Source organism: Streptomyces sp. CA-288835, from assembly GCF_050936385.1.
Lineage (GTDB): Bacteria > Actinomycetota > Actinomycetes > Streptomycetales > Streptomycetaceae > Streptomyces.
Map to the genome: position 1 here is coordinate 1,735,726 of NZ_JBNJMW010000001.1, position 22,965 is coordinate 1,758,690.

Here is a 22,965-nt window from a genome sequence, read left to right on the forward strand (position 1 = left end):
CTCTGACGGCCCGCTCAGCCCTGTGCGGCGGAGGCCTGCGCCCTGTCCGCCGCGAGCAGCGTCGCGAACCGCGCCAACCGAGTTCCCTGGAAACGGGCGCAGTCCAGCGTGACCTCGTCCGGGGCGCTCGAGGGGAATCCTGCGGGCCACGATGTCCCGTAGGGGTTTCCTCCGGCGGCGTAGACGATGTCGTCCGTGTAGCCGAGGGGGACGATGACCGCGCCCCAGTGGTAGAAGACGTTGTTCAGCGACAGGATCGTCGACTCCTGGCCGCCGTGCTGCTCGGCCGAGGAGACGAAGGTCGTCACCGGCTTGTCCGCCAGCTTCCCCTCCTGCCAGAGACCTCCGGCGGTGTCGATGAACTGCTTCAGCTGCGCCGCCGGAGCGCCGTAACGCGTGGGTGTGCCGAAGGCGTAACCGTCGGCCCACTCCAGGTCGGCGAGTTCGACCACCTCGACGGTCGATTCCGTCTCCTGCCGATGCGCGGCCCAGTCCGGATTCGCGGCTATCGCCTCGGCGGGAGCGAGTTCGGCGACCCTGCGGAGCCGTACCTCGGCGCCCGCGGATTCAGCTCCTTCGGCCACTGCCTTCGCCAGCCGATGCACGGACCCCGTAGCGCTGTAGTAGACGACCAATACACGTGCTGACACGGAAATCCCCTTCCGAGGGATGATGCTCGATCAGGAAGTAGGCGACTGACGTCGGTTCACTTGTCCGGCGTGTACGACAGGACGGCGGTGACCGTCTTCTCCTCGGTGTTCGCTTCGATGCCGGCCCAGCCGAGTTCCCGCCCCTGACCGCTGAGCTTGGAACCGCCCCACGGCAGGCGGGGGTCCAGGGGCGCCCAGCCGTTGATCGCGACAGCCCCGGCCTTTACGCGGCGAGCGACCACGTGCGCCCTGTTCACGTCGGACGTCCACAGGGTGGCGGCCAGTGCGTAATCGCTGTCGTTGGCCATCGCGACCGCCTCGGGCTCTGAGTCGAACGCGATGATCGCACCCACGGGCCCGAAGATCTCCCGCCGGGCGATCGTCATGGTGTTGTCCACGTCGGCGAACAGCGTCGGCTCGATGAAGAACCCTTTGCCGTCGGGTCGGCCGCCTCCGGCGACCAGGCGGGCGCCGTCGTCGACCCCTGACGCGACGTACTGGGAAACCCGCTCCAGCTGCCGTGCGTTGATCAACGCGCCCATCGTGGTGCCTTCGTCGAACGGGTCGCCCACCTTGATGTCGCGGGCACGCGCCACCAGACGTTCGACGAATTCTTCGTACACGGAACGAGCGACCAGGATGCGGCTGCCCGCGGCACACACCTCGCCCTGATTGGCGAAGATTCCGACCGCCACTCCCATCGCGGCTTCGTCGAGATCAGCGTCCCCGAAAACGATCTGAGGGCTCTTGCCGCCGAGTTCCAGGGTCGTACGCCGAAATCCCTTCGCGGCCGCCATGGCCACCTTGTATCCCGTCTCGGGGCTTCCGGTGAACGAGATCTTGTCCACCCCCGGGTGATCGATGAGCGCCTGGCCCGTCACGGCTCCGAGCCCCGGAAGCACACTGAACGCCCCGGCCGGGAACCCGGCTTCCTCGATCAGCGACGCGAGGAGAAGCGAGGTGAGGGGCGCGTCCTCCGGAGGCTTCAGGACGACGGCGCACCCCGCGGCGAGCGCGGGCGCGATCTTCCACGATCCGATCATGGTCGGCGAGTTCCAGGGCGTGATGGCCGCGACGACTCCGACCGGCTCGCGCACGGTGTAGCTGTGCGTGGGGCGGCCCATGTACGAGGACGTCGGGACGGAGCGGCCCTCCAGCTTGTCGGCCCAGCCGGCGAAGTACCGGAAGGCCCCGATCGCCTGGGGCAGGTCGATGGCCCGCGGCTCGAAGCCGGGCTTGCCGATGTCCAGCGACTCCAGCGTCGCGAACTCCTCGCTCCGGGCCTCGATGAGGTCGGCCAGACGGTGCAGCAGGAGCGCCCTGGCGCTTCCGTCCGTTCTCCCCCACTCACCTTCGTCCAGAGCGGACCGGGCGTGGGATACGGCCTCGTCTACTTCCCGGGCCCCGGCGGCGGCCACGATGGTGAGCCGTCGTTCGGTCACCGGGTCGATCACGTCGAAGGTGTCGTTGCTCTGACCGCTGCCCCATCGCCCGGCGAAGTAGGGCTCCGTCGGAACGGTGCTGACCAGCTGTTCGGCTTCTGTGCGTGCTAGCATGAGTACGATTACCGTTCTCTGTGGACGATATTCGAAACCATAGGGATGAGGGTGACGCCGGGTCAAGGGGTCGGCGCCATACGACCGTTCTGACCGGCGTGACATGATGTGCGGCACGGTTTGGCAGGAGGCGAGAGAAGATCGTGGCGGCGACCGGCGGGGAAACGTCCCTGACTCTTGACCGTGGGCTGACGGTGTTGTCATTGCTCGCGAGGAACGCCGACGGTCTTACGGCGGCGGAGCTCGCCGAGCGGCTGAGCATCGCCCGGGCGGCCGTCTACCGTCTGCTGCGCACGCTGGAGGCGCACAGCCTCGTCGCCCGTATCGGCACGCGCTACATCCTCGGGTTCGGCGTGGCCGAACTGGCCGGGCAACTCAAACCACGGCTGCAGGCCACCGTCCTGCCGATTCTGCGACGGCTCAGCGAACAGACCAACAGCACGGCGCTGTTGAGCGTCGCCGATGGCGACCAGGCCCTGATCCTGCTGACGGCGGAGCCGCCGAACTCCACCATGCACCTCGCCATGCGGGAAGGCGCCCGGCACGCCCTGACCATCGGCGCGGACGGCATCGCCATCCTCGCCGGCAGGCCGGAGAGCGACGAGGACACCGACGACGTACGCGAGGCCCGTCGTCGCGGCTACGCCGTCAGCGTGGGCTCGATCCAGGAAGGTGCGATCGGCATCGCGGCCCCCATCCGGGTCTCGGACTGGTCGACCGCGAGCCTCGGAGTGGTGCAACTCGGCCTCAAGCTCGTCGACGACCGGGTTCCCCATCTGGTGACGGAGGCCGCCGGGACGGCCGCGACCCAGTTGGTCGGCGCGGCCGGCCCCGAAGCGGTCAGGCAGTAGCGCCCCACGCCGGTGCGTCGCCCCGGCGGAATAGCCGGAAACCCGAACGCGTCCGATGTACGAGTACGGGCCCGGCAAGGTCACTCGCCGTGCCCGTCGCCCTGCTGCGGTGCGGAGTGACAGCTCTTCGCGCCATGCCCGGCCGGGGGCGGCACGTCCAACGACGGGTTGCGGTCGAAGAATCCGACCGGCTTCAACGCGAACCCGACGTACTCGCACGGCATGATGGGCCAGTCCTCCGGCCGTGGCAGATGCGAGGTGCCGAAGGTGTGCCAGAGCACCACGTCCGTGTCGGCCAGATCGCGCCCCTGCTCGATCCACCGGCCGATCCCGTCCCCGGGGTGCTGGTTCGGGTAGTCGCCGGCCGCGTGCTGTTCGTCCGGGCTGTACCGGGTCACCCACAGATGCGCCCGCGCGAACTCGGCGCGTCGTGCCAGATCGCTTTCGGGGGCGGCGAGCAGGGTCGGGCCGACGAAGGGGACCAGCTTGTAGGCGACGGGCTCGTCGAAGCGGTTGCGTACACCGGGATTGGTGATCTTCCAGGTGCGAGCGGTGAGTGGGTCGCACATCCTGCGGCCGTCACGTTCGTTGGTGATCTCCGTGCGGCGGGCGACGATCGCGTTTCCGTACGGGTTGTCCGGCCCCATCGGGAGACCCACCGCGTCGACCTCCACGACCGTGTTGCGCGGCCCGTCGACTTCCATGTCCAGTCGCATGTTGAACAGGTGCTGGTGGTTCGGCGCGTCCAACTGGGGTGCCACGAGCGTTCCGTAGGCGGGTTTCTCGCCGGGAGCCACGGCGCGCGTCTGGACGATTCCGGTCAGCTTGGCTTCGAACTGGATCGTCCCGTCGAGGTAGAAGTACCAGAAGAAGCCGTACTCGTAGTTGCCGATCGTGTGGATCGACGACACGACGAGGCGCCGGGAACGCCTGACCTCCGCCTGCTCGACGTAGCGGAAATCCCAGTGCTTCCACAGGATTCCGTAGTCCTCCTCGTGCAGACAGATGGCGTTGGCGATGGTGTGCGGGGTGCCCGACTCGTCGGAGAGCACGGCGTCGAGGTACCGGATCTCCCCGAGGCAGTCGCATCCGAGGCTGAGCGAACCGACGGTCTTTCCCAGGCTGTATTCGCCCGCGTCGAAGACGTTCCGGAAGTAGAAGTCGTCGCTGGGGTCGCCGTAGGGCACCACCATCTCGCTGATGCCGGCCCGGTGCACGATCGAGCGCCGACGGCCCTCGTCCAGGTAGGAGACATCGCTGATGACGAGGCCCTCCACCACGTCGATGTGGGCGTGCAGCCGCCATCGCTGCCACTCGATGACATTGCCGGACACCGTGAAGGAGGGTCCTTCGGGCTGGGTGATCTCGATGGGGCGGAGGTCGTCGCGCAGCGGTCCCACGCTGCCCGGGTCGTAGTTCCCGCTCTCCGGCGGCAGCGGCAGCGGATCCCCCTCCGAGATGGCCACCACCGAACGGGCGTCACAGTCGATGACGAAGACGAGGTTCCCTACGGGCCTGGCGTAGCCGTTGTCCTCGGTGAACTGCCGGACGTACGCGGTCGAGCGGATCACGCGTCGTCGCGCGTCCACACCCTCGATCGGCAGAGTGCCGGTCGACCAGGGGTCGAACTGCACCTGCGAGAGATCGTCGACACCGTGCCGTGCCAGGGCCTCCACGGCGGCCGGGTCGTTCTTGATGATCTCGTCGAGCGCCATCAACTCGTCGATCATGATGGGCGGTTGCATGCCCGGGAGGTGCTTGAAGGAGACCAGGCTGTCGTCGGTGAGATCGACCCGGGCCTCGAACATGGCACTGGCCTCGGGGTCGTAGACGACGAGGAAGGCCACGCGGGGGATCGGGCGCGAGGGGTCGTACGCCCGCACCTGCTCCTTGTCCGGCAGGTCCAGCCGCACCAGGGGGAATTTCATCGCCCCCCGCTGAGGGTGACTGGCACGCACCACACCGACGGCCTTCTCTATTTCCTCGGCGGTCAGCGGATCGTACGGGTGTGCCGTGGTGGGTGTGGTGGTCACTGCCTTTCCTCCTGGTGGCATGGGCGGTGAAGGGTGAGGTGAGCGGTGGTCCGGGTCGGCGTCAAAGGGGGGTCACTTCGCTGGTGTCTTCCGCCGCCTGGTCCGTCACGGGTTCTTCCGTACGGGGCGACCGGCCGAGCGCGAAGAAGGACCAGACCGCGCCCAGTGCCACCCACACGAGCAGAGCCCAGGGAACCGTGTTGAGAGGGCTGGCCGCCTGGTAGACCGCGCCGAACACAGCGCCGGCGGCCACTGCTACGCCAGTGCTTCCGGCGATGAGCAATTTGGTGCGGCTGACATGGTTCCAGAGGCCCTTCACGCCTGCGGCACCGACGACGAGATACATGATCGCCATGCCTGTTCCGCCGAAGCCGGCCATCCAGCCGAACGCCGACGACCATTCCGGCTGCCCGGCCCCCTGGCCGAACATCTGGTCGCCCGCCACGTGCACCCCGATGATGGCGACGCATGAAACGGCGCCCAGCAACGCGGCGCCCCACACAGGGGTACGGAACCGGTGGTGCAGAACAGCCAGTTTCGACGGCAGTCGGCCGCTTCGGGCCATCGAGAGCATTCCTCGAGTCGATGCGACGCCGATTCCGATCGCCACCGCGAGGATGTCGAGAATGATCAGGACCGCCAGGAAGTTTCCGAACGCGGCAGACCCGAACTCCCCACCGTACGAGAGCTTCTCCAGCGGGAAGACACTGTTCTTCCACGCCTCCGCGTCGAGTCCGAAACCCATGACCTGCGCGTAGGCCACCACCACGTAGTAGACCCCGACGATGCACAGCGAGAGCATGACCGCCCGCGGCACATGGCGTTTGGGGTCCGAGGTCTCCTCGGCGAGGTTGGCCGCCGACTCGAACCCGATGAACATGTTGATGCCGTACAGCACGCCGAAGAGCAGATTCAGACCCCCGACGGCGAAGGGGTTGAAGGGTTCGGCGGACCAGCTTTCGCCGTTCTGGCCGCCGCGGAAGATGATGACCAGCGAGAAAGCCAGGACGACGATCATTGCGCCCAGGGCGAGGATGAGCTGCGCCCGGATCGAGACGTGAACGCCGATCACGAGAATCGTCGAGGTGACGGCGGCGTACATCAGGGAGAGCGGCCACCACGGTACGTCCACGGACAGGGCGCTCTTGAGCCATGTCTGCGTGAGTCCGCCGAGGACGAGGTATGTCGAGGCTCCCAGCACCAGCATGGCTCCGTAGTAGAGCCAGCCGGCGATCACGCCGGTGCGAGGTCCGGCGCTGTCACTCACGTATTCGTAGAGAGAGCCGCACAGATGGATGCGCTTCGCGTACTGGGCGATGATCCATCCCACGCCGCACATGCCGATGCCGGCGATGACGATCGCGACCGGGGTGGCGATGCCGGCGCCGCGTCCCGTGGCCGACAGGCCTACGACCAGGGGCAGAAGGGCCGCGGCAGAGAAGACCGGTCCCATGAAGCCGAGCGATTGGGTGAGGACGCCGATCAGTGACAGGCGGCCTTGGGCCAGGGTGGTGCGATCAGGGCTTGTCATCCCGATCAGCCTCCAGTTCACCGCTGTGCGTTATTCGTACACGGTGTACGTTTGTTGAGTGCACATCGTGTTGTGGCTCGTGGCGGGTGTCAAGGCCCACCGGACACAAATGCGACCGCCCCCGCCGAAGTGCTTCGGCGGGGGCGAGGGTTGACCATGGAGGAACGTGGGGTGGGCGACTCTAAACGGCCTTGGTTAAGTTCGGTGCGGTGCCGCGCCCCGTAAGGGGCGCGGGGCTGTATCAATGTGCGGCTCCGCCGCGTGGGCGCGACCAGCCCCCACCGGCCCGCAGGTTCATCACTGTTCTGCCAGCGGAGCGCCTAGCAGGAACGCTCGGGCCGCTCGCGCGGCCGAGACCACTTCCGGTGTCGCCTCGTCGACGCGGTCCTGTCGGTGCGAGACGAACATGACGCACGCGTCCAGTACGTCTCCGTCGCGGGCCAGCGGAGCGGCGACCGCGTGAGCTCCGGGTTCCACCGCACCGTGGCTGGTGACCCAGCCCCTGCGGCGGGCCTCACGGACGGCGTCCGAGTCGTCGTCAGCAGGCGCTCGTCCGGCCCGGATCGCGCACGGGGCGGCCCCGCGGTCCAGCGGCTGGCGAGAGCCCTTGCGGTAGGCGAGGTGGTAGTCGGCGTCCTGGGGAACGGCCGTGGCCACGGCGACGACGCAGTCCGGTTCCGGGAAGAACAGGATCGCCGTACCGCCGTACCGGTCCGCGAGCTGTTGCAGCAGTGGCTGGATGAACTCCGCGAGGGTGGGCCGCGAAGTGCCCGCGAGCGTGTGCAGCTCTCCTCCGGGTACGTACGCGCCGTCCGCGCTCTTCGCCAGGAATCCCTCGGCGGCCAGCGTGCCGGCGAGGCGGTGTACGACGGTCCGGTGCAGCCCCGTACGAGCGGCGATCTCGGCGACCGTCAGGCCACGGGGCTGGTGAGCCACGGCCCGCAGAACGGCGAGGCCTCTGACGAGCGTCTGCGACGGCGGCTGACTGGGGCGCTTCGCCTTCTCCTCGCGCTCGCTACCCGCCCCGTTCTCCGTGTCGTTCGCGGCCTCTACCGACACGCCGCCTACCACCTTCCGAGTTCCGCCCACGCGTTCAGCGTATGGCACGGGTCTGTTGGCCCCGGGGGTTGACGCCGGAGTCCTCCCATGCTGATGCTGTGCACTATACGCACGGACGGTGCGCATAGTGCACGGAGGAACTTCCATGACCCACGCCACCACCGTCTGGCAGGCGAACCGGTCCGGCGGCCTGACCGGGGCCGAGGCCCTGATCGAGACCTCGCTCGCCGCCGGAGTGGACGTCTGCTTCGCCAACCCGGGGACCACGGAGATGCCCCTGGTCGCCGCGTTGGACTCGGTTCCCGGCACCCGCGCGGTGCTCGGGCTCTTCGAAGGTGTCTGCACCGGAGCGGCCGACGGCTACGCCCGGATCGCCGGACGTCCGGCGATGACGCTGCTGCATCTGGGCCCCGGTTTCGCCAACGGCATCGCGAACCTGCACAACGCACGGCGAGCCCACTCCCCCGTCCTCAACGTCGTTGGGGATCACGCCAGTTGGCATCTCGCCTTTGACGCTCCCCTGACCTCGGACATCGTCTCCCTCGCGGCCCCGGTCTCCGGCTGGGTCGGCACAGCCGCCTCCGGCGCGGACCTGGCGCAGCTCACCGCCCGCGCCGTCGCGGCCGCCACCGCCGCACCCGGCTGCGGGGCCACGCTCATCGCCCCGGCAGACTTCCAGCAGGAAGTGCTCAAGGCCCCCGTGGACGTCGAGTTGCCCCTCCCTCGGAGCCGGCCGGAAGTGGCGGCGGACGTCATCGACGCGATCGCCAAGCGGCTGCGTGCCGGCGAGCGGGCTGTCTTTTTGCTGGGCGGTGCGGCGCTCGACGAGCGCGGCCAAAGGGCGGCGGCCCGGATCGCCGCCGCCACCGGGGCGGTCCTGTACAGCGAGACCTTCCCGGCCGCCGCCGAGCGCGGCGGCGGCCTTCCCGACCTGGACCGGCTCCCGTACTTCCCTGAGAAGGCGATCGAGGCCCTCGCCGGGGCTCAACTGGTCGTGCTGGCCGGTGCGTTGGAGCCGGTGTCGTACTTCGGCTACGAAGGGGTGCCCAGCCTGCTGGCTCCCTACGGCACCGTGGAGGTGCTGAGCACCCCGGAGGAGGACGGCGCACTCGCGCTCGAAGTTCTCGCGGATGCGCTCGGTGCTCCCGAACCGGCCCCACAGCCGCCCCGCCCGTACGACGAAGGGCTCCCGGACGGAGCGCTGACGCCGCAGTCGGTCGGCCGGATCGTCTCGGCGATGCTGCCCGAGCACGCCATCGTCTCGGTCGAGGGCGGCACCTGCGGCTACCCCTTCTTCACCGCGTCGTCGCGCGCCGCCCGCCACACCACCCTCACCAACACCGGCGGAGCCATCGGCCAGGGCCTGCCCGCCGCTGCCGGCGCCGCGATCGCCGCACCCGGCCGCAAGGTCGTCGCCCTGCAGTCCGACGGAAGCGCGCAGTACACCATCCAGTCGCTGTGGACGATGGCCCGCGAGCAACTGCCCGTCGTCACCCTCATCGCCTCCAACCGCGCCTACAACGTGCTGCGCACCGAGCTCGGCCGGCACGGACAGAGCCGCCCGGGCCCGAACGCGACGGCGCTCACCAGCCTGGACGGACCGGCCTTCGACTGGCCTGCGCTGGCCCGCGGTTACGGCGTGCCCGGCACCCGGGTGGAGACGGGCGAGGCGCTTCGGCGCGAACTCGGGCGCGCGCTCGCCGCCGACGGTCCTCAGCTCATCGAGATGGCCCTGTGAAAGGAGCCACCATGCACAGCGCAGCAGCCCCGGTCACCGGCGCGGCAGAGGCGGTCAGTCGTTTCCTGGCCGAACCGCGGACCATGTTCATCGGTGGCCATTGGGTCGGGGCCCTCTCCGGCCGCTCGTTCGCGAGCATCGACCCCGCCACCGGTGCCGTGCTCACCACTGTTCCCGACGGCGACGCCGCCGACATCGACCGGGCCGTCACCGCGGCGCGCCGCGCCTTCGACGAGCCCGGCTGGCGGCGGATGAGCCCCATGGAGCGGGGTGCGCTGCTCAACCGCATCGCCGACGTCATCGAGGCGCACGCCGACGAACTGGCCCTGCTGGAGTCACACGACAACGGCAAGCCGGTCTCGGTGGCGCGGGCCGTGGACGTGGGCACCAGCGTGAAGCTGTTCCGCTACTTCGCGGGCTGGCCGAGCAAGCTGGAAGGCAGCACGATCCCCGTCTCGCCGCGCGGCGGGCTGCGGGTGCTGAACTACACCACGCGGCAACCGGTGGGTGTGGCCGGTCTGATCGTGCCGTGGAACTTCCCCGTGTCGATGGCCTGTTGGAAGCTCGCGCCCGCTCTGGCCACCGGCTGCACGGTCGTCCTCAAGCCGGCCGAGGAGACCCCGCTGTCCACGCTGCGGCTCGCCGAGCTGCTCCAGGAGGCAGGGGTGCCGGACGGCGTGGTCAACGTCGTCACCGGGCGCGGTGCCACGGCAGGCGCCGCCCTCGCTGCGCACGACGGAGTCGACAAGATCGCTTTCACCGGGTCCACCGAGACGGGCCGCGCCATCGTCCGTGCCGCCGCCGGGAACCTGAAGAAGGTCTCCCTCGAACTCGGCGGCAAGTCCCCGAACATCGTGCTTCCCGACGCCGATCCGCAGGCCGTCGCCGAGGCCGCCGCCCAGGCCGTGTTCTTCAACCAGGGCCAGGTCTGCACGGCCGGCTCCCGGCTGTACGTACACCGCAAGATCTTCGACGAGGTGCTGGACGCCGTCGCCGAGCGCGCCCGCGGCATCGTCGTGGGGCCCGGCAGTGACCCGGCCACCGAGATGGGGCCGCTGGTCTCCGCGAGACACCACGAGCGGGTCGCCGGGTTCATCGACGCCGGCCGGGAGCAGGGCGCCCGGCTGGCCGCCGGTGGCGGGCGGCCCGAGCTCGACGCGGCGTACGACGGCGGCTACTTCGTCCAGCCGACGGTGTTCGTAGCGCCCGACGACGGCCTGCGCATCGTCCAGGAAGAGATCTTCGGTCCTGTGCTGGCGGCGATGAGCTGGGACGACGTGGACGATCTGGTCGAGCGGGCCAATGACTCGCCCTTCGGACTCTCGGCCGGCATCTGGACCTCCGACCTGGGCCACGCCCACCGCATCGCGGACGAACTGCAGGCGGGCACGGTGTGGATCAACTGCTACAACCTCACGGATCCCGCGTCGCCCTTCGGCGGGTTCAAGCAGTCCGGCTGGGGCCGTGAGATGGGCCGGACCGTGCTCGACCACTACACCGAGGTCAAGAGCGTCTGGGTCAACCTCAGCTGACATCCGAAGGCCCTTGTCACCGAAGGCTCTTGTCGTCGAAACACCTTGTCGCTGAAGCCCCGTATCGCCAATCGCCTCTGTGGGAGACACGCATGGACCTGGAACTGGGCGGCAGGACCGCCATCGTCACCGGCGGCAGCCTCGGCATCGGCAAAGCCACCGCCCGCGAACTCGCCGCCGAGGGCGCGACCGTCGTCATCACCGCCCGCAGGCTGCCCCTGCTGGAAAGCACCGCCAAGGAACTCGAGGCCGAAACCGGCGGCCGGGTCGTTCCCTACGTCTCGGACACCAACGACACCGAGTCCGTACGCGCCATGGTGCAACGCGTGGCCGACGACCTCGGGCGGATCGACATCCTCGTCAACGGCGCGGCCGCCCCTTCCGGGCTGGTGCGCAACTCGGTCGAGGAAGCCGACCCCGAACTGCTGCTGGCCGACATCAACACCAAGGTCGTCGGCTACTTCCGCTGCGCGCAGGCCGTCACCCCGCACATGAAGGCGGGCAGCTACGGCCGCATCGTCAACATCGGCGGGCTGACCGGGCGTTCCAGCCACGCGCTCTCCGGCATGCGCAACCTCGCGATCGTCCACCTGACGAAGGCCCTTTCCGACCAGCTCGGGCCGTCCGGCATCACCGTCAACACCCTGCATCCCGGCGTGGTGGAGACCGAGCACATCCACGAGCTCTACGAGAAGGAGGCCGCCAAGCGCGGCATCACGGCGGCCGAGGTCGAGGCGGACTTCATCGCCCGTACACCGATCCGCCGGGTGTTGGAGGCGGACGAGATCGCCCAGGCCGTGTGCTTCCTCGCCTCCCCCAGGGCCGCCGCGATCACCGGTGAGTCCCTGGGCATCGACGGCGGGCTCACGCGCGGCATCTTCCTCTAAACGGCCCCCAACCCCACCCGTTCGTTCCGCAGTTCCGAAAGGAAACCCACGACATGGAAGGCACCATCCTGGTCGCCACCGCGGGCCAGGGAGTCCTGCGCTCCTCCGACGACGGCGCCACGTGGTCGCGTCTCGGGCTCGGGCAGGCCCTGGAGTTCGACGCCGTCGTCCGCTGTCTGGCCGTCCACCCCGAACAGCCAGACGTCGTATTCGCCGGCGCCGACGCGGGACTCGTACGCAGTGCCGACGCCGGCGTCACCTGGCAACGCGTCGACTCGCCCATGAACGACCGGACCATCTGGTCGCTGGCGATCGACCCCACCAACCCGGACACAATGCTCGTCGGAACCGGCGCCCCCTCCCGGGCCGCCATGTTCCGCACCACGGACGGCGGGGCGACCTGGGACCAACTGCCCCCGGAAATTCCGGAGTTCTGCGCGGGCGTCAACCGTCCCAGGATCCTGACCTGCGTCGTCGACCGCTACGAACCCAAGAACATGTGGTTCGGCATCGAAGAGGGCGGCTTGTGGCGCAGCGGTGACCGGGGCGACACCTGGGAGCGGATCGACGGCACACCCGCCACTCTGCCCCACGGCGTCACCAACTCCGACATCCACTGTGTGCTCGTCCTTGAGGGCCCGCCGAAGACGATCGTCGTCGCCGTCGTCAACGCGCTCTTCGTCAGCCAGGACGACGGCGCCACCTGGACCCGTACCGACTCCCGCAAGACGTTCGGCATCTACTACACCCGGCTGGTCAAGCAACTCCCCGGCACCGACGACCTGCTGCTCGGCATCGGCGACGGCACCCCCGGCACCACCACCAAGATCCTGCGCTCCGAGGACCTGGGGCGCACCTGGCAGGACACCGTCCTGGACACGCCCGCCAACTCGACCGTCTGGGCCTTCGGCACCCACGCCGCCGACCCCCAACTGGTCTTCGCGGGAACGAAGTACGGCCATCTCTTCCGCTCCGCCGACGCCGGTCGCACCTGGCGCAAGGAGTGGCGCGAGTTCAGCGAGATCACCGACGTGACTTGGACTCCGGCAGTAGCACCCGCCACGGAAGGACACTGACCTTGGACCCCGACGAGCGCGTACTCGACCCGAACGAGGAGCCCACGCCGATCCCCGCCGACCCTCAGGACACTCCGAAGCCGCGGGTACGCCGCACCCATCTGTCGCTGTTCGTCCGCGACCCGGAGGCCTCGGCCCAGTGGTACGAGGACGTCCTCGGCATGGAGGTCACCGCACGCGGCCCGCAATGGGTGTTCCTGTCCTTCGGCAAGAAGCACCACGACATCGCCCTGATCCGCGCCAAGGAGGGAGCCGACACCGGAGGTGTCGGACTGCAGCACTACGGGCTTGAGGTGGAGGGCGACCTCGACGAGTGGCGGCGGCTGTACGGGATGCTGCTGGCCAAGGGCGTGCCCGTGGTGAAGACCACGGATCACAAGATCGGCTTCGGCCTCTACTTCACCGATCCGGACGGCAACCGCTTCGAGTTCTTCCACGAGACGGTCACCGACGACGAGGAGGGCAAACGCATCCTCGGCCTGTACGGCGCCCCCAGCGAACCGGTGGAGATCGAACCGCTCCGCGGTTAGCACTGCCGCCTCGCCTCCTCCGGGTGCCCACCCTGCCCGTATCGCCTCCCCTTCCACTCCATGAGGAAAAACCCATGCCCCAGCCCAACTTCGCCGGCTACCACATCCGCAAGTGGTTCACGCAGACCGAGGACACCCTCGCCAACGAGACGGGCGCCCTCGCGGACGGCGAGCCCGTACGCAAGATCGTCATCGCGGCGGCGATCCACAACCCCTACGCCGGACGGTTCAGCCAGGACCTCGGCGACATCGTCACCGAATCGCCCAAGCTGGGTGAGGAGTTCGGCCGGCGGATCCAGGAGGCGGCCGGCGGCCTCGCGATCCAGAGCTACGGCAAGGCATGCCTGGTCGGCGCGGCAGGCGAGTACGAACACGGCAATGCCTTCCTCACCGCGGTCTTCGCAGACCCGGTGCGCGCGGCGGTCGGCGGCGGGAAGTCGTGGGTGCCCTCGACCGGCAAGCGGGGCGGGCCCGGCACCGAACTCGACGTTCCGCTGGCCCACAAGGACGCCCTCTACGTCCGCTCGCACTACGACACCATCACGGTGCACTTCTCCGACGCCCCGAACCCGGACGAGGTCGTCGTCGTGTTCGCGTTCGCCACGCGTGGCCGACTGCACGCCCGGCTGGGCGGCATCAGCGCCGACGAGGTGCAGGGCCAGGACGGGCTGCACTGAGATGGCCGCCGACACCACCGCAGTGGGGCACGACCGCTTCATCACACTCAACGGCCTGCGCACGCACTATGTCGAGTGGGGCTGGGGCGACGAGGACCGGCCCGCGATCGTCATGCTGCACGGACTGCGCAGCTATGCCCGGACGTTCGAGCCGCTGGCGCAGCGGCTCGGCGACCGCTACCGCGTCCTGGCCCCGGATGCGCGTGGGCGAGGTGACAGCGACTGGGATCCGAAAGGCGAGTACTACACGGAGTCCTACGTAGCCGATCTCGAACAGTTCGCCGACCGCCTCGGCCTGGACAGGTTCGTACTGCTGGGTCATTCCATGGGCGGCACCACCACGTACGTCTACGCCGCGCGGCACCCGGAGCGGGTGGGCGCGGCGGTCGTCGAGGACATCGGGCCCGGCTCGTCGCTGTCCGGCGAGGGAGCCGAGCGCATCAAACGCGAAGTGGCCGACACTCCCCCGGACTTCCCCAGCCAGGAGGCGGCGCGCGCGTACTGGCGCGGCGTCCGTCCGCACATCTCCGAAGACGCCCTCGACTCCAGGGTGCGGCACACCCTCGTTCCGGACGACGGGGGACGGTGGCGCTGGAAGTTCGACCTGGCGGGCATCGCGGCAGCCCGCCTCGACCCGGATCCGGCCCGGCAGGTGGACCTGTGGCCGTACGTCGAGTCCCTTCGGTGCCCGACCCTGGTCATCCGGGGCGGGAAGTCGGACTTCCTCCCCGCCCCCACCATGGCCGCGATGGCGCAACGCAACCCGCTCATCCGCACCGTGGAGATCCCCGGGGCAGGCCACTACGTGCACGACGACGCCCCGGATCTCTTCCATCACCGCCTCACAAGATTCCTCAGGAGTTCGGAGGTCGTCCGATGACCGAACCCGTCGAGCACCGCACCCAGGTCGCCGTCGTCGGCGCCGGACCCGTCGGAGCGACGGTCGCGAACTACCTCGGCCTCTACGGTGTGCGCACCCTGCTGATCGACCGCAGTGAGGAAATCGTCGACTACCCGCGCGCGGTCGGCATGGACGACGAATGCCTGCGCAGCTTCCAGGGCATCGGGCTCGCCGACGAGATGCTGGCCGACATGATCCAGAACGTTCCGCTGAGGATGTTCGCCGCGAACGGTGTCTGTCTGGCCGACATCCGGCCGGAAACCAAGGAGTACGGCTGGCCCCGGCGCAACATCTTCATGCAGCAGCTCGCCGAGCGCACGCTGCGCGCCGGCCTCCAGCGCTACCCCCACGTCCAGCCTCTGCTGGGCCACGAACTCATACGTGTGGAACAGGACGGCACCGAAGCACGGCTCCACATCTCAGGCCCCCAGGGCGAACGCGTACTCGTCCACGCCGAGTACGTGGTCGCCGCCGACGGCGGCCGCAGCACCGTACGCGAGCAACTCGGCATCCCGTTGAGCGGCGACACCCACCCGCGCAAGTGGGTGGTGATCGAGTGCGACAACGATCCACTCGACGCCCCGTACACCGGGCTGCACGGCGACCCCAGGCGCCCGTACGTCTGCCTGGACCTGCCCTACAACTACCGGCGCTGGGAGTTCATGCTGTTCCCCGGCGAGGACGCCGAGGCCATGCTCCGGCCCGAGAAGGTACGCGAACTCCTCACCGGGCACGTGCCGGATCCCACGGCGCTCAACATCGTCCGGGCCCGCGTCTACACCCACCATTCGCGGGTCGCCGATCGCTTCGTGGACGGCCGGATCTGCCTCGTGGGCGACGCCGCCCACCTCATGCCCCCATGGGCAGGGCAGGGCATGAACACCGGCATACGGGACGCGACCAACGTCGCCTGGAAGCTGGCGGCGGTCGTCACCGGTCGCGCCCATCCGAGGATTCTCGCCTCGTACGACACCGAGCGGCGCGAGCACGCCAGGACGATGGTGAAACTGTCGGACGCCCTCGGCCGGTTCCTCTCCCCGACGAGCCCCACGGTGGCCCGCGCGCGCGACACCCTGTTGCGCGGACTCACGGTGGCACCGTCAGTACGCGACTGGGTCATACAGATGCGGTTCAAGCCCCTGCCCCGGTACAGCGAGGGCATCATGCTGCACCGGGGCGGGACCTTTCGGAAGAGTTCACCGGCGGGCCGGATGCTCATCCAGCCCAGGGTCGAGACCGCGGACGGAAGGGTGCTGCCGCTCGACGAGACACTCGGCGAGTGGTTCGCCCTCATCGGCTACGGCACTGATCCGCTCGTACATCTGGATGCCGACTCCCGTGCCTTCTGGGACCGTATCGGCACTCGCTACCTCACCGTCGTCGAATCCCGCTCCGGTCGGTCGCGTACCGAGCGGCGTACGTCGATGACCGACTCGGTGACGGTGGAGGACGTCGACGGCACGCTGCGGGACTGGTTCGCCCAGCACCAGGGCAGCGTCGCCGTCGTCCGCCCCGACCGGTATCTCGCGGCCCTGACCGATCCCCGCGACCTGGCGACGGTGAGCGACGCCTTCGAACGACTCGTCGCGCCTTCGCGGCCCGCGGAGTTGAAGGATGCCTGGCGCTCGATTCCCGCTACGGAGGGCGAGGCGTCGTGATCACCTAGCAACGTGATTCCCACGTGCCCCTCGCGCTACGGATGTGCGAGCGGCTCAGCTGCCTCGCCGCTGCTCGGGCCGGGCGGGCGCGATGATGGTGGGAGCGCTTCCGGGCGACACGGCGGTGTCCGGGCCGAGGACTTGGCAGCGCGTCAGTCCGTGCCGGGACCACAGTGCGGCCGTCCACGCGCAGAGGAGCGCGTCGATGAGGTCTTCCCGATGCTTGTAGTCGACTGCCCCCAGAGGTGAGGGCTCATCGACCAGTCGACGGGAGACCGGATGGGAAGAGAGAAGGAGTGGCGGGTCGGCGGTGGCCAGGCCCGCCATGCGCGCGATCAGCACGTCGCACTCCCGTGCGCGCACCGCTCGCCATTGTGCCGTCGGCACTCGCGCCGGTCGGCGCTTGTAGGTGGGGCGCTCCCGGTCGTAACCCAACTCGGCGGCTCCGACCAAGGTCGTGTACGGATAGCACTCGGACACCAGCAGACCGCCTGTCCGCGGGCCGTCCCTGCCGTCGTCGTAGGACCAGCCGGACTCCTGCAGCCGTTCCCGCAGGAACACTCCGGCCAGGCGGGGAGAGCGCTGGTTGGTGCTGTTCGCGCTCACCTTCCAGCGGCCGTACCTCCGGCCGACCTCCCGCTCGCACAGCCGCTGGCCGGCCGGGTTGTCGACGACCAGCGGCGCGTCGACGAAAGCCAGGGTCGATCCGTCGACCGCTGTCTTGGCCAGCCATGACACGGTCTCTTCGATCCCGGAGGTCCAGCCGCATTCGATCACCACGCCGCGACGGTCGATGGCGGCTACGCCGGTCTCGTTGGGCCGGGTACGGGCGCCACCCTGCGCCCAGGCGAGGTCGATGCCGATGAACCGCTCAATCCCCATGCGTCGGTAGTACCAGAGAATCTGCCACCGGCGCGGCGCGGTGCTCTTCCTCGACGAGCTGGGCGAGTGCGCTCGCGAGGGTGTCGAGGCCCGGGCCCGCCGGACCGCCCGGCTCGGACATGTAGACGTCCCGCCGGATCTCGATCATCAGGGCGTTGACCCGTGCGTCGTTCCCGTAGTACTTCAGCGGGACGTACGTTCCCTCGAAGGGGCTGTTGACTCCGGTGCCGCCGAAGCCCGCGAACGCCTTCTCGGCACGGGCGAGCAGTTCGGCCGGGGTGTGGAAGGCGTCCCGGCCGAGGCAGATGGGCGGCCGGGGTCCGTCACCGTGGAGCTCATAGGGCAGGCGTTCGGTCGGGTAGGAGTGGACGTCGATGATCACGGCCCGACCGACGGCGTCCAGTCGCTCGGTCACGGCGTCCGTCATGGCGGCGGCGTACGGGTGGAAGTACCGCTCGATCAGCGGCTGGCCGGCGTGGTCGGCGGGTCGTAGCTCCTCCCGGTGGGTGGTCCGCGTGTAGACCGCGCCCATGCCGACGGCCAGCATCTCCTCCCGCTCGTCCGGGAACCGTTCGGGGTCAACGACCAGCCGCGACAACTGGTTGACGAACCGCCAAGGCGCCATGGCACAGCGCTCCGCGGCCATCGCCGCGAGCCGCGCGGTGTGCGCGTCGGTGATGTGGTCCAACTCCCGTTCCAGTGCAGCATCTTCGAGCACGATGCCGCTCCGTACGTCCGCCGGGATCGCCCGCGCGGAGTGCGGGACGTGCAGGATCACGGGGGAGTCCGGTGCGCCCGGCAGGAGCAGGTGGGAGGCCGACACGTCGTTCATGCGGAGGTCCTTTCAGGAGGCGTCCTCGCCCGCCTCCAGCAGGTTGGCGGCCGCGCCCACGATGCTCGGGTCGGGGCTGCCGACGACCTCCTCGTCCTTGTCCGTGTAGTCGAAGCGGTCCAGCACACTGCGCATGGCCTCGACCCGGGCCCGCTTCTTGTCGTTGCTCTTCACCACCGTCCACGGTGCGTACTCCGTGTCCGTCTCGCGGAACATGGCGACCTTGGCGGCGGTGTAGTCGTCCCAGCGGTCCAGGGACTCCAGGTCCATCGGGCTCAGCTTCCACTGCCGCACCGGATCGACCTGACGGATCGTGAAGCGGGTGCGCTGCTCGCTCTGCGAGACCGAGAACCAGAACTTGACCAGGTCGACTCCGTCGTCGACGAGCATCCGCTCGAACAGCGGTGCCTGGCGCATGAAGCGCCGGTACTCGTCGTCCGTGCAGAAGCCCATCACACGCTCGACTCCGGCCCGGTTGTACCAGGACCGGTCGAACATGACGATCTCGCCCTCGGTCGGCAGATGCTCCACGTACCGCTGGAAGTACCACTGCCCGCGCTCGCGCTCGGTCGGCTTCTCCAGGGCCACCACTCGTGCACCGCGCGGGTTCAGGTGCTCGGTGAAGCGCTTGATCGTGCCGCCCTTGCCTGCCGCGTCACGGCCCTCGAAGACGATGACGAGCCGGCGGCCGGTCTCCTTGATCCAGCTCTGCAGCTTCAGCAGTTCGATCTGCTGAAGCCGCTTGTGCAAGTCGTACTCCTTGCGCTCCATCCGTTGGTCGTACGGGTAGTTCTCTCGCCAGGTGTCCACCGGGCTGCCGTCCGGCCGTATCAGCACCGGGTCGTCGTGGTCGCTGTAGTCGACCCGCAATCCCGTCGTCACCAGGGGTGTCATCCAGTACTCCTTCCAGGAGCCTCAGTGGAACTGCGGCACGATCAGACAGATGCCGTACGCGACCACTGCCGCGCAGGCCAGAAAGCAAAGCGCGGCCGGGGCGAAGCCCAGCGCGTGCGTGCCGCCGTCATTCTCCGTGCGGCCTCTACCTGGGCGAGCCCGCGGTTGCCGAGCGCGAAGACGGCGACCACCGCGACGGTGACGCCGAGGCTCACTGGGTTACGTCGCGAGACGGCCACGATGGACGCGGCGATCGCCGCCGGAAGCCCGAGCACGTGATGTGGTCCATCCCTCGATGCAAGCAATCGCAGGAATACACGCAGCGAACCGGAAGCGAATCTCCGGTATGGGTCGAGGGGCGGCAGACACGCGACTCTCGGGTCATCTGACGGGTCGCAGGTTATGGCGCCTTGTCTCGGTGCGGCCCCAGCGGGAGGCCGTTGTGCTGGGCGAGAAGGAAGCGCTCTTGCTCGGCCTGGGTTTCCTCTTCGCGCTCCGAAACGCATTGCGGACAGCATCTGACCTAGATGCTCCCTACGGTCGTGCCATGACACAGACGCAGAAGATTCTTGTCACCGGCGCCACCGGAACCGTCGGCCGTCAGGTCGTCGCCGAACTGCTCGCCCGCGGCCACGCGGTCCGCGCCCTCACGCGGGATGCGGCGACGGCCAACCTCCCGGCCGACGTCGAAGTCGTCCAGGGTGACCTGACCGAACCCGACAGCCTGATCCCAGCCCTGGAGGGCGTCACCGGCCTCCACCTGATCACCTTCGGCGGGCCCTACTTCGCCCCACTGGAGAGCGGCCCGCGGATCCTGGAGCTGGCCCGCGCAGCCGGCGTACGCCGGATCACCGTGCTGCACGGCGGCGGGCCGACCCCGCTGGAAGACGCCGTGCGGGCCGACGACGGTGTCGACTGGACCGTACTCATGCCGGTCGAGTTCATGGCCAACGCCCTGGAGTGGGCGGACCAGATCGTGGCCTCGGGCGAAGTCCACGAGCCGTTCGTCTCCCGGCTCAGTGCCATGGTCCACGAGGGCGACATCGGCGCCGTGGCCGCGGTCGCGCTCACCGAGGAGGGCCACGGGGGCCAGGAGTACGTGATCACCGGCCCCGAACTGCTGACCGTCGGCGACAAGGTGTCGACCATCGCCGCAGCCCGCGGCCGGGAGATCACCCTGGTCGAGCTGACCGAGGAGCAGGCCGTCGCCCAATGGCGGGCGGCGGGCCAACCGGAGGACGTCATCGGCTTCCTGCTCGAGGTGTACGGGAACACCCCGGAGGCGGGCCGTACGGTCGTCGACACCGTCGAGAAGGTCACCGGCCGCCCGGCCCGCACCTTCGCCCAGTGGGCCGCGGAGCACGCGGACGCCTTCACGGCAACCACCCCCTCAGCGACGGCATAACCCCGGCGTAGTTCGTGGGACGGACGCGGAAGGATCCGTAACACCGGTGACGACCGCGTCCTCGCCCGGGGCCGCCCGACGGGGCTGGGTGATTCCCGCTTTCGCGAACATCGGCTATGCACATGGCCGCGCGACTCCCCTATCCCGTCGCGCGTCGAAAACGACGCCGCCGCTCACGTACGTAGCAACTCGTCCACCGCCGCCCCGCTGAGCTCAGCGCCCCAAGCCCGCAAGCAGCGCCCGAGTGCTCCGCTCGGCCAGCTCCTCGGCCCGCGCCGGGATCGGCGCACCGGTGCGCAGTGGTCCACGGACGACCGCCAAGGGCAGGTCGATCACCGCGAGGGTCAGCTGATCGCGCTCCAACTCCCCTTCCACACCAAGCGACTTGCCCAGGGTGGCGAGTGCTTCGCTCACCCGGCGGTGACCCTCCCCGGCTCTGCGCAGGTACGGCTGGGACCAGTCCGCACGCCCGTAGTCCTCCGCGCCGTACAGCAGCACGACCGCCTCCGGCCGGTTGCCGCGGCTCCACGCCACCACGTGCCGGGCCCCCGCCGCGGCCGCGTCCCGCGGGTCCCGGTGTCCGGAAAGGGCAGCGAACCAGCCCTCTTGGAAGCCCTCGACCGTGCGCAGCCACAGCTCCGCCAAGAGTGCGGTGCGGGACGGGAAGCGGTGGTACACCGAGCCGCTCGGGGCACCTGCCGCCTTGGCGACCGCGGCCATGGTGACCGCAGGCGGGCCCGCGCCCGCGGCGAGTTCGAGCGCCGCGTCGAGCAGCCGGTTCATGTCGTACAGAGGTGGCCTCGCCATGTATTGGAGAGTACCCTCCATAATTATAGAGAGACCTCTCCAATACATGCTCCACATGCTCAGTCGCAGCACCTGAAGGGGATGCGCCATGGCCGTACTCAACGTCCACGAACGCCTACTGCCCGCCGGGCCCGCCGCGGTCGGCGCCCTGCTCGACTCCTTGGCCACGGACGCGGACCGCCTGTGGCCGGGCGCCGACTGGCCGCCAATGCGCCTCTCCGACGGCCTCACGCCCGGCTCGCACGGCGGCCACGGCCCGGTCCGGTACACGGTGTGCGCCTACGTGCCCGGTCAGTGGGTGCGGTTCACCTTCAGCGGACCTCGCGGCTTCCACGGTTTCCACGAGTACACCGTCCACCCGGTCGACACCGAGCACACGCTCCTGCGCCACACGCTCGCAATGCGCGCCCGCGGCCCGGCCCGCCTCACCTGGCCGCTGCTCTACCGGCACCTCCACGACGCGGTACTCGAAGACAGCCTCGACCACGCCGAACACGCCATCACCGGCCAGGTCGCCCGGCCCGCCCGCTGGAGCCGATACGTACGCCTGCTGCGCCAACTCGCCCGCGGTTCAAGGACGTCACAGCAGGAATCCCCGCACGCGGGCCCTCAAGGGGCAGCCTCCATAGCAACGAGCTCAGCCGCCGGGCGAATCCCTCGGTAGCGCGCCCCGGCCGGCACGCGGCCGTCAGCCCGCCGTCCACCCGCCGTCCACGGCCAGTGCCGACCCCGTGGCGAACGAGGCGCGGTCGCTGCACAGCCACAGGGCCGCCTGGGCGATCTCGACGGGATCCGCCATGCGTTTCTGCATCTGGCGGGCGACGAAAGCCGTGCCCAACTCCGGGTAGGCCTCCACTACTTGGTTGATCATTTCGGTGCGGGTGGTGCCAACGACGAGCGTGTTGATGCGAATACCGTGTGCCCCGTACTCGGCCGCTGCGGCCCTCGTCATACCGAGCACCGCGTGCTTCGCGGCGACGTAGGGCACGGGGGCTCCGGTGGCTCCCATGGCGGCGGTGCTGGACGTGTTGACGATCGCGCCCTTCCCCGCTTCGAGCATCACCGGGATCTGGGAGCGCAGACAGTTCCAGGTGCCGGTGACGTTGACGGCGATCGTACGGTCGTAGACGGCCTGGTCGAGCTCGTGCAGCGGGGACAGGTCATCGCCGGCGAAGCCTGCGTTGTTGAAGGCCGCGTCCAGGGAGCCGAACTGCTCGCGGGTCGCGTCCACGGCGCGCTGTACGTCCTCGGCGACCGAGACGTCGCCCGCGCTGATCGCCGCGCGGCCGCCCAAGTCGTTTATCTCCTGGGCTAATTGCTTCAGTACGTCCTCGCGGCGGGCCATCAGGAGGACCGCCGCTCCCTCGGCGGCGAACAGACGGGCGGCCGCTTCTCCGATACCGCTCGACGCACCCGTGATCATGACGGACTTACCGGCCAGCATTCCATTCGTGTCGGTCATGGGG

General features: G+C 69.2%; 21 protein-coding genes and 1 pseudogene. 11 read left to right on the forward strand and 11 right to left on the reverse strand.

Annotated features, from left to right (window positions below):
- Positions 1 to 14: 14 nt before the first annotated feature.
- Both wrbA and ACQEVY_RS07920 read right to left on the reverse strand, forming a co-directional pair.
- Positions 15 to 650, reverse strand: coding sequence for an NAD(P)H:quinone oxidoreductase (gene wrbA, locus ACQEVY_RS07915; RefSeq protein ID WP_432946227.1), 636 nt, complete (start codon positions 648 to 650; stop codon positions 15 to 17).
- Positions 651 to 706: 56 nt separating this feature from the next.
- Positions 707 to 2,206 carry an aldehyde dehydrogenase family protein gene (locus tag ACQEVY_RS07920; protein WP_432946229.1) on the reverse strand — a complete coding sequence of 500 codons (1,500 nt, stop codon included), beginning with the start codon at positions 2,204 to 2,206 and terminating at the stop codon, positions 707 to 709.
- 143 nt (positions 2,207 to 2,349) lie between these two features.
- Between ACQEVY_RS07920 and ACQEVY_RS07925 the strand changes: the two genes are divergently transcribed.
- Positions 2,350 to 3,057 (forward strand): IclR family transcriptional regulator, encoded by a 708-nt coding sequence (locus ACQEVY_RS07925; RefSeq protein ID WP_432946231.1) that lies wholly within the window; start codon positions 2,350 to 2,352, stop codon positions 3,055 to 3,057.
- A gap of 80 nt (positions 3,058 to 3,137) precedes the next feature.
- On the opposite strand, the gene ACQEVY_RS07930 is transcribed toward ACQEVY_RS07925, so the two are convergent.
- The 3 genes from ACQEVY_RS07930 to ACQEVY_RS07940 all read right to left on the reverse strand — a co-directional run bounded on the left by ACQEVY_RS07930 (position 3,138) and on the right by ACQEVY_RS07940 (position 7,680).
- Positions 3,138 to 5,090, reverse strand: coding sequence for a primary-amine oxidase (locus ACQEVY_RS07930; protein WP_432946233.1), 1,953 nt, complete (start codon positions 5,088 to 5,090; stop codon positions 3,138 to 3,140).
- A gap of 61 nt (positions 5,091 to 5,151) precedes the next feature.
- Positions 5,152 to 6,621, reverse strand: a complete 1,470-nt coding sequence (locus tag ACQEVY_RS07935) for an APC family permease (protein ID WP_432946235.1) — start codon at positions 6,619 to 6,621, stop codon at positions 5,152 to 5,154.
- A gap of 297 nt (positions 6,622 to 6,918) precedes the next feature.
- Positions 6,919 to 7,680 (reverse strand): IclR family transcriptional regulator, encoded by a 762-nt coding sequence (locus ACQEVY_RS07940; protein ID WP_432946236.1) that lies wholly within the window; start codon positions 7,678 to 7,680, stop codon positions 6,919 to 6,921.
- A 145-nt stretch (positions 7,681 to 7,825) separates the two neighbouring features.
- Here ACQEVY_RS07940 and ACQEVY_RS07945 point away from each other — a divergent pair, with 145 nt between their 5' ends.
- The 8 genes from ACQEVY_RS07945 (at position 7,826) to ACQEVY_RS07980 (ending at position 16,679) form a co-directional block, all read left to right on the forward strand.
- The gene (locus tag ACQEVY_RS07945; protein WP_432946238.1) at positions 7,826 to 9,418 is read left to right on the forward strand and encodes an acetolactate synthase large subunit; all 1,593 of its coding nucleotides are present in this window, start codon (positions 7,826 to 7,828) and stop codon (positions 9,416 to 9,418) included.
- A gap of 11 nt (positions 9,419 to 9,429) precedes the next feature.
- Positions 9,430 to 10,950: an aldehyde dehydrogenase family protein gene (locus tag ACQEVY_RS07950; RefSeq protein ID WP_432946240.1), complete on the forward strand. Its 1,521-nt coding sequence runs from the start codon at positions 9,430 to 9,432 to the stop codon at positions 10,948 to 10,950.
- 92 nt (positions 10,951 to 11,042) lie between these two features.
- A complete protein-coding gene (locus tag ACQEVY_RS07955) occupies positions 11,043 to 11,837 on the forward strand; it encodes an SDR family NAD(P)-dependent oxidoreductase (RefSeq protein WP_432946242.1) in 795 nt (264 codons plus the stop codon).
- A gap of 53 nt (positions 11,838 to 11,890) precedes the next feature.
- Positions 11,891 to 12,913: a WD40/YVTN/BNR-like repeat-containing protein gene (locus ACQEVY_RS07960; protein ID WP_432946244.1), complete on the forward strand. Its 1,023-nt coding sequence runs from the start codon at positions 11,891 to 11,893 to the stop codon at positions 12,911 to 12,913.
- A gap of 2 nt (positions 12,914 to 12,915) precedes the next feature.
- Positions 12,916 to 13,443 carry a VOC family protein gene (locus ACQEVY_RS07965; protein ID WP_432946246.1) on the forward strand — a complete coding sequence of 176 codons (528 nt, stop codon included), beginning with the start codon at positions 12,916 to 12,918 and terminating at the stop codon, positions 13,441 to 13,443.
- Between the two features lie 74 nt (positions 13,444 to 13,517).
- Positions 13,518 to 14,120 carry an amino acid synthesis family protein gene (locus ACQEVY_RS07970; protein WP_432946248.1) on the forward strand — a complete coding sequence of 201 codons (603 nt, stop codon included), beginning with the start codon at positions 13,518 to 13,520 and terminating at the stop codon, positions 14,118 to 14,120.
- 1 nt (position 14,121) lies between these two features.
- Entirely contained in the window at positions 14,122 to 15,000 is an 879-nt protein-coding gene (locus tag ACQEVY_RS07975) for an alpha/beta fold hydrolase (protein WP_432946250.1), read from the forward strand.
- Positions 14,997 to 16,679, forward strand: a complete 1,683-nt coding sequence (locus tag ACQEVY_RS07980) for a bifunctional 3-(3-hydroxy-phenyl)propionate/3-hydroxycinnamic acid hydroxylase (RefSeq protein WP_432946252.1) — start codon at positions 14,997 to 14,999, stop codon at positions 16,677 to 16,679. The genes ACQEVY_RS07975 and ACQEVY_RS07980 overlap by 4 nt, the downstream gene beginning before the upstream one ends.
- Positions 16,680 to 16,733: 54 nt before the next feature.
- Here ACQEVY_RS07980 and ACQEVY_RS07985 read toward each other — a convergent pair whose 3' ends face one another.
- The 4 genes and pseudogenes from ACQEVY_RS07985 to ACQEVY_RS08000 all read right to left on the reverse strand — a co-directional run bounded on the left by ACQEVY_RS07985 (position 16,734) and on the right by ACQEVY_RS08000 (position 19,541).
- Positions 16,734 to 17,561, reverse strand: a complete 828-nt coding sequence (locus ACQEVY_RS07985) for a DUF429 domain-containing protein (RefSeq protein WP_432946254.1) — start codon at positions 17,559 to 17,561, stop codon at positions 16,734 to 16,736.
- Positions 17,551 to 18,393 carry an N-formylglutamate amidohydrolase gene (locus ACQEVY_RS07990; RefSeq protein ID WP_432946256.1) on the reverse strand — a complete coding sequence of 281 codons (843 nt, stop codon included), beginning with the start codon at positions 18,391 to 18,393 and terminating at the stop codon, positions 17,551 to 17,553. Before ACQEVY_RS07990 ends, ACQEVY_RS07985 begins: the two co-directional genes overlap by 11 nt.
- A 12-nt stretch (positions 18,394 to 18,405) precedes the next feature.
- A complete protein-coding gene (gene ppk2 / locus ACQEVY_RS07995; RefSeq protein WP_432946258.1) occupies positions 18,406 to 19,287 on the reverse strand; it encodes a polyphosphate kinase 2 in 882 nt (293 codons plus the stop codon).
- A 21-nt stretch (positions 19,288 to 19,308) separates the two neighbouring features.
- Positions 19,309 to 19,541, reverse strand: a pseudogene (locus tag ACQEVY_RS08000) (hypothetical protein).
- Between the two features lie 293 nt (positions 19,542 to 19,834).
- Here ACQEVY_RS08000 and ACQEVY_RS08005 point away from each other — a divergent pair.
- Positions 19,835 to 20,692: an NAD(P)H-binding protein gene (locus tag ACQEVY_RS08005; RefSeq protein ID WP_432946260.1), complete on the forward strand. Its 858-nt coding sequence runs from the start codon at positions 19,835 to 19,837 to the stop codon at positions 20,690 to 20,692.
- Positions 20,693 to 20,905: 213 nt separating this feature from the next.
- Here ACQEVY_RS08005 and ACQEVY_RS08010 read toward each other — a convergent pair whose 3' ends face one another.
- On the reverse strand, positions 20,906 to 21,499 hold the full coding sequence (locus ACQEVY_RS08010; RefSeq protein ID WP_432946262.1) for a TetR/AcrR family transcriptional regulator: 594 nt from the start codon (positions 21,497 to 21,499) through the stop codon (positions 20,906 to 20,908).
- 88 nt (positions 21,500 to 21,587) lie between these two features.
- On the opposite strand from ACQEVY_RS08010, the gene ACQEVY_RS08015 reads away from it, so the two are divergent.
- Positions 21,588 to 22,163, forward strand: coding sequence for an SRPBCC family protein (locus ACQEVY_RS08015; RefSeq protein WP_432946264.1), 576 nt, complete (start codon positions 21,588 to 21,590; stop codon positions 22,161 to 22,163).
- Between the two features lie 24 nt (positions 22,164 to 22,187).
- On the opposite strand, the gene ACQEVY_RS08020 is transcribed toward ACQEVY_RS08015, so the two are convergent.
- On the reverse strand, positions 22,188 to 22,961 hold the full coding sequence (locus tag ACQEVY_RS08020; protein ID WP_432946266.1) for an SDR family NAD(P)-dependent oxidoreductase: 774 nt from the start codon (positions 22,959 to 22,961) through the stop codon (positions 22,188 to 22,190).
- Positions 22,962 to 22,965: the final 4 nt, after the last annotated feature.